The organism is Mesorhizobium sp. M1A.F.Ca.IN.020.06.1.1, from assembly GCF_004023265.1.
Taxonomy (GTDB): Bacteria; Pseudomonadota; Alphaproteobacteria; order Rhizobiales; family Rhizobiaceae; genus Mesorhizobium.
Window position 1 is genome coordinate 1 of the sequence record NZ_RZSR01000188.1, and the last position, 7,848, is coordinate 7,848.

The following is a 7,848-nucleotide window of genomic DNA, read 5'->3' on the forward strand; positions in this document are numbered from 1 at the left end:
CAGCGCCGTTGCGGGAAACGGCGGCGTGGTGGTGATCGAGGGCGAGGCCGGAATCGGCAAGTCGCGCATTCTTCACGAAGTGCGCCGGCGCACGCGTCACCAGCGCGCGAAACTGCTGTTCTTCCAGTGCACGCCCGGCGGCTTGCACTCGGCGCTGCATCCGCTGCTACAGAACGTACGCGGCGATCTCGCCGGCAACGAAGGACAGCTGAGCGCTGCCGCCGTGGCGGAGGCATTTCGCCATCATGACGTCCGCGATCCCGAAATCATCGACATCTTCTCGTTCCTGCTCGGCGCTGCGGGAGCCGATCCGATGCTCAAGGAGATCGACGCCGAGGCGATGCGCGCGAAAGCCAATTGGGCGGTTCGCCACTCGCTCGAAGCCTTGTGCGCCAGCGGGCCGATCCTCCTGGTGGTCGAGGACATCCATTGGATCGACCTGACGTCGAGACAATTGTTGGCTGAGCTTGCACAGTCGACCCGTCACTTCCCGGCGCTTGTCATCGCGACCACGCGCCTTGAATCCGGGAGCTGGCTGGCAGCATCGAATCCTAGGCAAATCTCGCTAAAGCCGCTCAACCGCGAGCAAACGCGGCTGGCGATCGCGGCGATGTGGCCGCAAGGCAAGCCGTCAACTTCCCCGGAATTGCTCGACGTGGTGGAACGCGTGACCGGAGGCGTCCCGCTGTTCATCGAGGAAATCTGCCAGTGGATGACCGAGAACGCGGCCTCGGCAACAGATCGGCTGGCGCAGACCGCGACGCGCAGTCATGCCTCGGTGTTCGAAAGCGTAATCGAGGCCAGGCTCGAAACGCTGGGGCCGGCACGCGAAGTCGCGCGAGCCGCGGCCGTCGCGGGCAATCGTTTCAATCAGGAATTGCTGCGCGCGCTGGTGCCGGAGCTCGACGACGAAATCATCGCAAACGCGCTGGACTCGCTGAGTGAGGCCGGGTTCCTGATCCGCGTGCGGCCTTCCGGCGTTCCGGTCTATGGCGTGCGCCATGCGCTTATCCAGGAGACGATCTACAACGCAACACTGCGCAAGAGACGGCAGGCCTTGCATCGCCGCCTGTTTACCGCGGTGAGCCGCAACCGAAACCTGGCCGGGTGGCTGGGCACCGCCGAGGTCGCCGAGCACGCCGAGCGCGCAGGCCTTGTGGAGGACGCGATCGCTCAGTTCGTGATCGCAGGCACGGAAAGCTCGTCCCGCTCGGCAATGGCGGAAGCGAGGCAGATACTCGAGCATGCATTGGCGCTCTGCGAGCGCGTTGCGGCAGCCGACACGCGAGACGCGCTGCGGCTATCGGCAATGATCGTGCTCGGTCCCATCCTGACCGCTGTCGAAGGTCCGAACTCAGCGCCCGCCCGCAAATTGTACGAGGACGGCGTGGTGATCGCCCGGCGGCGGCCGGTGGCCGAGCGGGCCAAGTGGTTCCCGATCTACTGGGGCTGGTGGTTCACAGATACTGTCATGGACGGTGAGCGCGCGGAAGTCGTGCTCAGCGATCTCAGGGATGTCAAGGATGCCGAAGTGCAACTCCAGGCCAGGCATTGCGTGTGGGCAATCGACTTCAATCTTGGCCGCCACTACCGCTGCATCGCGGCCGTCGACGCCGGACTGTCGCTCTATGAGCACGGCCAGGGCAAAGCCAATGCTGCGTTGTTCGGCGGGCATGACGCGAGGGTCTGCGGGCTCGCCCACCGCGCCTTGTCGATGTGGTTCGTCGGAAAGCCGGCGAGCTCGATCCATTCGATGTCGGAAGCTAAGAGCTGGGCGCAGCAAACCGGACATGCCGGCAGCATCGCGCATGCCTACCTCAACGAGGCGATGCTGCATTGCTATCGTCGCGATTTTTCGATGCTGCGAAGCGTGATAGCGGATCTGCGCCACTTGACGGAGCACCACAATATGCCCGCGCTCGCCGCCGCAGCGCAAATCTTCGAAGGCTGGTGCGACGGCAACGCCGGCAAGGTCGAGAGCGGCAGGGAAAAAATGCGGCAAGGCCTTGGCCTGCATGGCGAGTTCCAGACGCCTGAGGACGAGCCGGTCTATTGCGGCATGCTGGCAGAGCTTTTGACACGAACTGCCGAGGTTGATGAGGCGCTCGCTCTGCTGGGCTCGGCTGTGGCGCAGGCCGAGGCCGGCGGCAGCCGCTTCTGGCTGGCAGAACTCTATAGGCGAAAGGCGGAGCTACTTCTTCTCCAGGGCGATGCGGAGGCGGACGTAATCGCTGCCCTCGAAAAGAGCATCGCCATAGCCGCGGAGCAAAGCGCCGTGCCTTTCCTCGTCAGTACATACCAGACCCTTCAATCATCAGGCCTGGCACCTGAACTGTTGTCGCGCTATCGCGATCGGGTCGAACGTGCGAAATCCGCTCTCGAGCCGGGCGCCGCGCTGATCGTCAATCCCGAATCGGCCGTTCGGCACTAGCCGGCCCTGCAAGAGCATCCGCGATGCTGGAGCGATATAAACGCCTGGGTCCGCCGCCCGACGAGGCGCTGGCGAGGCTGATGAAGATGCGCGAAGGCCTGGGCATCACGCGGATCGCCGACATTACCGGGCTCGACCAACTCGGCATCCCGGTCGTGCAGGTGACAAGACCTTTCTCGCTCTCCAACGCGGTCGCGCAAGGCAAGGGCGCCACCTTGGCGCAAGCCGCGATATCGGCCATGCTGGAATCGGCCGAGAGCTTCTTTGCAGAGCAGGTGGCGAATTTCGACACAGTCGTCGGCTGCGCCGATCAATTGCGCATTCCGCCGGATCGTTTCGAAAGGCATCTCCAGGGAGGCACCGCGCCCGGATGGCGCGGCAGGGAAACGACGTGGGTAGCCGCAGACAATCTTCTTACCGGCAGACGCGACCTGGTCCCGTTCGAGCTCGCGCACACCGCCTATGTGTTGCCGTCACTGCCCCACGACGGCATTTTCGCGGCATCGACGAGCGGTTTGGCCGCAGGCTTCGAGGAGACGGATGCCATCGTTCATGGCATGCTTGAATGCATCGAACGCGACGCGATCGCCACGGCATACCGGACCCACGGGTTTTTCCATCGTCAACGCATCGATCCCGAGACGATCGACGATCCGTCGCTCCGCGATCTCCTGGAAACTTTGGCGGCCAAGAACGTGCTGGTCGGCCTTTGGCAAGCTTTGTCGCCGTTGGGCATCCCGGTGGTGTGGTGCCATCTGCTGGAAGACGAACCGACGGAAACGGTCCTTTTGGATCATCCGGCTGATGGCTCGGCTGCCGGTTTCAGTCTCGCCGGCGCGGCGGCACACGCCATCTACGAAGCGGCCCAGGCCCGTCTGGCGGCGATCTCGGGCGCGCGCGATGACCTGACGCGCGCGTTCTATCCGAAATACCCGGATCGGCAGATGATCGCAGCGCATCGCCGGCTCCTCCGCGATGGCCCGCGCAGCGTGGATTTCCGCGCTCTCGCCGAGCAGAAGTTCAACACGGCATCGGACGGGCTCTCGGTCCTCTTGGCAATTCTCGAAGAAAGAGGGTTCGAGGCGGTTCACCTAATCCGGGTGGGAACGCGACCGCTCGACGCCCTGTCGGTTGTCAGGATCGTCATCCCTGCCTTGCAGCCGCTTTTGCAGGGGTAGAGATTATGCGCCCGAAACTCGTCTTCACCGGCCCTACCGTGTCCCATGCCGACGCGTTGAAGGTCGTCGATGCGGTATGCCTTCCCCCGGCCGTGCAAGGCTCGATCGTTTCGGCCGTGCAGCATTTCGACCCGAGTGCGATCCTTGTCATAGACGGCGGTTTTCAGGCCGAGCCGGCGGTTCGGCACAAGGAAATCCTGTGGGCCCTCAGCCGCGGCATTCATGTCTTCGGCGCGGCAAGCATGGGTGCCCTTCGAGCAGCCGAGCTGTTCCCCCATATGCAAGGCGTCGGGCTAATCTACAGATGGTATCGCCGCTTCGCCTTTGCACCCGACGACGCAGTAGCAGTATTGCATGGACCGGCCGAGGTGAATTTCGCTCAATTGACGCATGCGCTGATTGATCTGCGCCGGACCCTTCGCGCTGCTTTCCGGCGCGGCGTGATTTCACCCGAACAGCGGGCGAGGCTCGAGGGTGCGGCACAGGCCGTTAACTTTCGCCAGCGCACCCTGGCACGGATGGTCCGGGATGCGCACGACGGCAAGTACGACGTCGAGAAATTGTGCAGGGAGCTAAGCGCGGTTTTCGTCCAGCAAAAGAAGCAAGATGCCCTGCGGGCACTTGAAGTTTTGCGGGAGCAAGCATTTGAAAAAGCACACCCGATGCCGAAATTACAGCTAACCTCGGCCTTCTCCAAGGATATGCATGATGCGGGGCTGGCGCTATAGGCCCTGACCTCTTGGCGGCCGACAATTTACGCAACGTAAGGGCCGTGATAGCGTGGTAGTGTCAGAGGGGGCCAAGCAATTGGACGCGGTCGATCGTGCCGTTGCGCAAGATCCGTTGCTGGGAACGCGGTTCCTGGTCTACCCGCAGGTCCCTCACCTTTCGGGTTACGGAACACCCGAAACAGTATGGATTTCTACTCCACCCGATCTGATCCGCTCCGGCCCGGAAGATCACCGCATCTACGTTCGCGATCCGCTCCTCGACAAGGAGCCTTACGACTACCCTTATCTGCCACCGTTTGTCGGCGAAATCTTTCCGCCTGCCGAGGCTGGCTTTGACGGCCATTTCGATCAGCTTTCCCTGACCTCGCGCCAGTTCCTTTCTGCGCACGCTTTCGCCTCGGTCAGCCGCGTGCTGGACATCTGGGAAAGCTACCTCGGCAAACCGATTGTCTGGTATTTTGCCGAGACGTACGAGCGGCTCGAAATCATCCCCTTCGTTGACTGGGAAAATGCGCAATCGGGCTATGGCTATCTGGAACTCGGCCGAGAGCGCGGCATCGACGGAGGCAGGTACCCCTATGCGCTCAACTTCGATGTGATCGCACATGAGGTCGGCCACGCGATCTTGTTTTCGCTGTTCGGGACACCAGCAGGCGGCCTGACTCAAGGCGATTTCGGACCGTTCCACGAAGCCAACTCGGATCTGGTCTCCCTCTTGTCCTTCCTGAATTTCGACAGCGGCATGGACCGTCTGCTGCGGCACTGCGATGGCAACCTGCTTGTTCTCAATGAATTGAGCCGGATTGCCGAACTGACTGGCGATCGGCAGATCCGCCTCGCCAGCAATGCACGCCGCATGTCGGAGGTGACGGCCGAAATCCACGACAGGTCACGCCCGTTCACGGGAGCTGTGTTCGACACGATCGTCGACGTCTACCACGCGGCATTGGTGCACGAGGGGTTGGCCGACGAGCGGCTGCTGGGGATGATATCAAGGATGTCGACCAGTCCGATATGCAGCGCATCTCGGATTTCACGTCCCGCGCCTTTCGCGCTCGGCCCTTCATGTTCAAAAGCATGCTGATCAGAGCAAGGGACGAAGTCGCCCTCGCACTTGCTCAGGCATGGCCGCGCCTCGATGCAGATGACCTGACCTTTGAGAATGCCGCTGCCACGCTGGTCGATGTCAGCGACCGGGTGGCACCCGCGCTTGCGGAAAAGTTTGGAGAAAACTTCAGATGGCGGGAGATTCTATGAACTGATCGACTGCAACAAAAAAGGAGGGAGTAAAATGAGCGACGATTATCACAGACCAACCTACACTACGCGTGATCCCCACAGTGCATTCAATGCCACGCAAGTACGCTTGTATGGAATACCTGGCTTGCCGCGATTGAAAACAAGAAATGATATAGCAGAGATAAATACTGCAATCTTAAATAATCAATTTGCCCTTGTTGGCGCTAGAATCGGAATTGATCCCCCTGCAAGCGATGACACAATGACAGTTCTGAAAGATATATTTGATATCAATGCAACCAATAGTTCATACGTTTTTGTCAATTCGATAATAGCCAACTACATGGTCATGATCGGCGCAATCGACGTTAAGCCATCGGTGCCCAAGACGGAATTCACCTCCGGGGTGATATTCGGTTACGCATATGAAGGGCACACGTATGATTTGCCAAAACCCAAGATCATGCTGATTCCAGCAGCTCCGGAACCAAAGATTCCCGACGATGACTCCGGATATGACAAGAAGCAGCTAGAGGGCTACGCGGTCTGGATCGTGGACAAACTCAACCAATGCGTCGAATTCGAAATGAACCAGGGGTTCGTCGAGCAGATCGTCCTCGAGGCGAACCTTCCAGGCAAGCGTTCACCGACGATGTACGCATCCAAGATGACGATGGGACACCGTGGCGGAAAGCTAAACGACTAGTCTCTCATGTTCCCTGTCAAGGTTGAAGGCAAGAAGGCTCGCCTGCTTGGCAGGTTTGCCATGCAGTTGGGCTGAAGCTGCACAGGGCTGGGAGCGGAACTAGAGACGACGGTTGATCAGACTCTCATCCGCAGGTTGGGTACCGGCCTTCCGTGTCTTCGTCTCGGGGCTGTCGTCGTTCTAGAGAGCGGGCGTCGGGCGCATAGAGCGCAACGCAATGCTTGTCGTTGTCACCGCCGGCCGAGATCATTGAATCCTGTCGACACGAGCGCGAAACGATTCATCACATCGATATACCAGAGGCCCTCGGCATCCTCGCCGTGTCCGGCAAACGGCATTTTAGCGGTCGCACCAGTCAACGAGTGTGTCCGCTTTCCGAATGCTACCACCCGAAACCGGACAGGCAGGAGCGGGTCAAAAGGCGAGCTTAGTCGGTCATATGCTAGTGGCGGAGCCGCTCGCTAGAGGCCGCTCTTGAGTTTAACGGCCCAGCACCAGTGCCCAGTAGCGCAGGCTGGGATCGCGGCCGTCGCGCACGTAAGCCAACCCGAAGCGGCTGAAGTCCGGGTCGAGCATGTTGCGCCGGTGGCCGTCCGAATGCATCCAGATGTCGAACAGCTTTTGCAGGTCGAAACGTCCCTCGGCGATGTTTTCGCCCGCGGCGCCACGCACGCCGTTGCCCTTCATGCGCGAGGCGAAATCCTTGCCCCAGCCCGTGGTGTGGCTCATACGGGCGCGCGACGCCATGTAGCCGGCCTGCTGCAGCGCCGCCTGTTCGAGCTGCGTGTCCGGGATGAGCGCCGGCAGTCCGGCCGATGTGCGGATTGTGCTCAACGTTCCTGTGGCGGAAGACGACACGCCGGCGCCTTCGCCGGTCGGCAGCGGGACGCTTGTGCAGGCGGCAATGCCGGCAAGCGCCGCAAGGCCGACGGTCTTGAGCAATGTGCGTCTGTCGAGATTGGGGGAATCGGTGGTCAGGCTGGTCATCCGGCCTCTGATACCGGCGATCGTGGCTTTTGCCGGGCAGCCGATGAAAATCGCGTTATGCGGCGACATCCTCCGGGAGATCGGTTATCATCCCGGCGTTCTAGAAGTGGCAGCCACGGGCGGGCCACCCAGGCGGTGACCGCCCCCCGAGCGATACGGAGGACGGTTATGGCTGGTTTTCATGTCATGGCGGACGCGCAAGGGCTGCATGTGCAGCCCACGGTGCGCCACATCACCACGTCGGATCTATGGGACGCGCTAAGGCTCGGCGCCGAGGATTTCTGGGCCAAGCCCTCGCACTACGTGTTCCTGTGCCTGATCTATCCGGTCGTCGGCCTGATCCTGACGCGGTGGACCTCCGGCTCGAGTGCAATCCAGCTCGTCTATCCGCTGATGTCGGGCTTCGCGCTGATCGGCCCCTTTGCGGCGATCGGCCTCTACGAGATCAGCCGCCGGCGCGAGCTCGGCATGAGCAGCCGCTGGCACAATGCGCTCGACGTGCGCCGTTCGCCGGCGCTGCCCTCGATCGCCGCGATCGGCGTCCTGCTTTTCGCGCTGTTCCTTCTGTGGCTGTTC

General features: G+C 61.4%; 9 protein-coding genes. 7 read left to right on the forward strand and 2 right to left on the reverse strand.

The window, feature by feature from the left end; all coding sequences use genetic code 11:
* From EOA60_RS11110 to EOA60_RS11130, 6 genes are all read left to right on the forward strand, one after another.
* Positions 1-2,431, forward strand: a 2,431-nt coding sequence (locus EOA60_RS11110; protein ID WP_128311357.1) for an AAA family ATPase, incomplete at its 5' end; no start/stop codon positions are given.
* 23 nt (positions 2,432-2,454) lie between these two features.
* Positions 2,455-3,609, forward strand: coding sequence for a YcaO-like family protein (locus EOA60_RS11115; protein WP_095824835.1), 1,155 nt, complete (start codon positions 2,455-2,457; stop codon positions 3,607-3,609).
* 5 nt (positions 3,610-3,614) lie between these two features.
* A complete protein-coding gene (locus EOA60_RS11120; protein WP_095824834.1) occupies positions 3,615-4,337 on the forward strand; it encodes a TfuA-like protein in 723 nt (240 codons plus the stop codon).
* Positions 4,338-4,416: 79 nt separating this feature from the next.
* Positions 4,417-5,424, forward strand: a complete 1,008-nt coding sequence (locus tag EOA60_RS11125) for a hypothetical protein (RefSeq protein ID WP_348632707.1) — start codon at positions 4,417-4,419, stop codon at positions 5,422-5,424.
* Positions 5,418-5,597, forward strand: coding sequence for a hypothetical protein (locus EOA60_RS39855; RefSeq protein ID WP_348632708.1), 180 nt, complete (start codon positions 5,418-5,420; stop codon positions 5,595-5,597). Before EOA60_RS11125 ends, EOA60_RS39855 begins: the two co-directional genes overlap by 7 nt.
* A gap of 34 nt (positions 5,598-5,631) precedes the next feature.
* Positions 5,632-6,285, forward strand: coding sequence for a hypothetical protein (locus EOA60_RS11130; protein ID WP_127334840.1), 654 nt, complete (start codon positions 5,632-5,634; stop codon positions 6,283-6,285).
* A gap of 230 nt (positions 6,286-6,515) precedes the next feature.
* Here EOA60_RS11130 and EOA60_RS39680 read toward each other — a convergent pair whose 3' ends face one another.
* Positions 6,516-6,644 (reverse strand): hypothetical protein, encoded by a 129-nt coding sequence (locus tag EOA60_RS39680; RefSeq protein WP_278120304.1) that lies wholly within the window; start codon positions 6,642-6,644, stop codon positions 6,516-6,518.
* A gap of 121 nt (positions 6,645-6,765) precedes the next feature.
* Entirely contained in the window at positions 6,766-7,272 is a 507-nt protein-coding gene (locus tag EOA60_RS11135; protein WP_095824874.1) for a CAP domain-containing protein, read from the reverse strand.
* A 168-nt stretch (positions 7,273-7,440) separates the two neighbouring features.
* On the opposite strand from EOA60_RS11135, the gene EOA60_RS11140 reads away from it, so the two are divergent.
* Positions 7,441-7,848: DUF2189 domain-containing protein (locus EOA60_RS11140; RefSeq protein WP_128311359.1), on the forward strand; the 408-nt coding region annotated here is incomplete at its 3' end.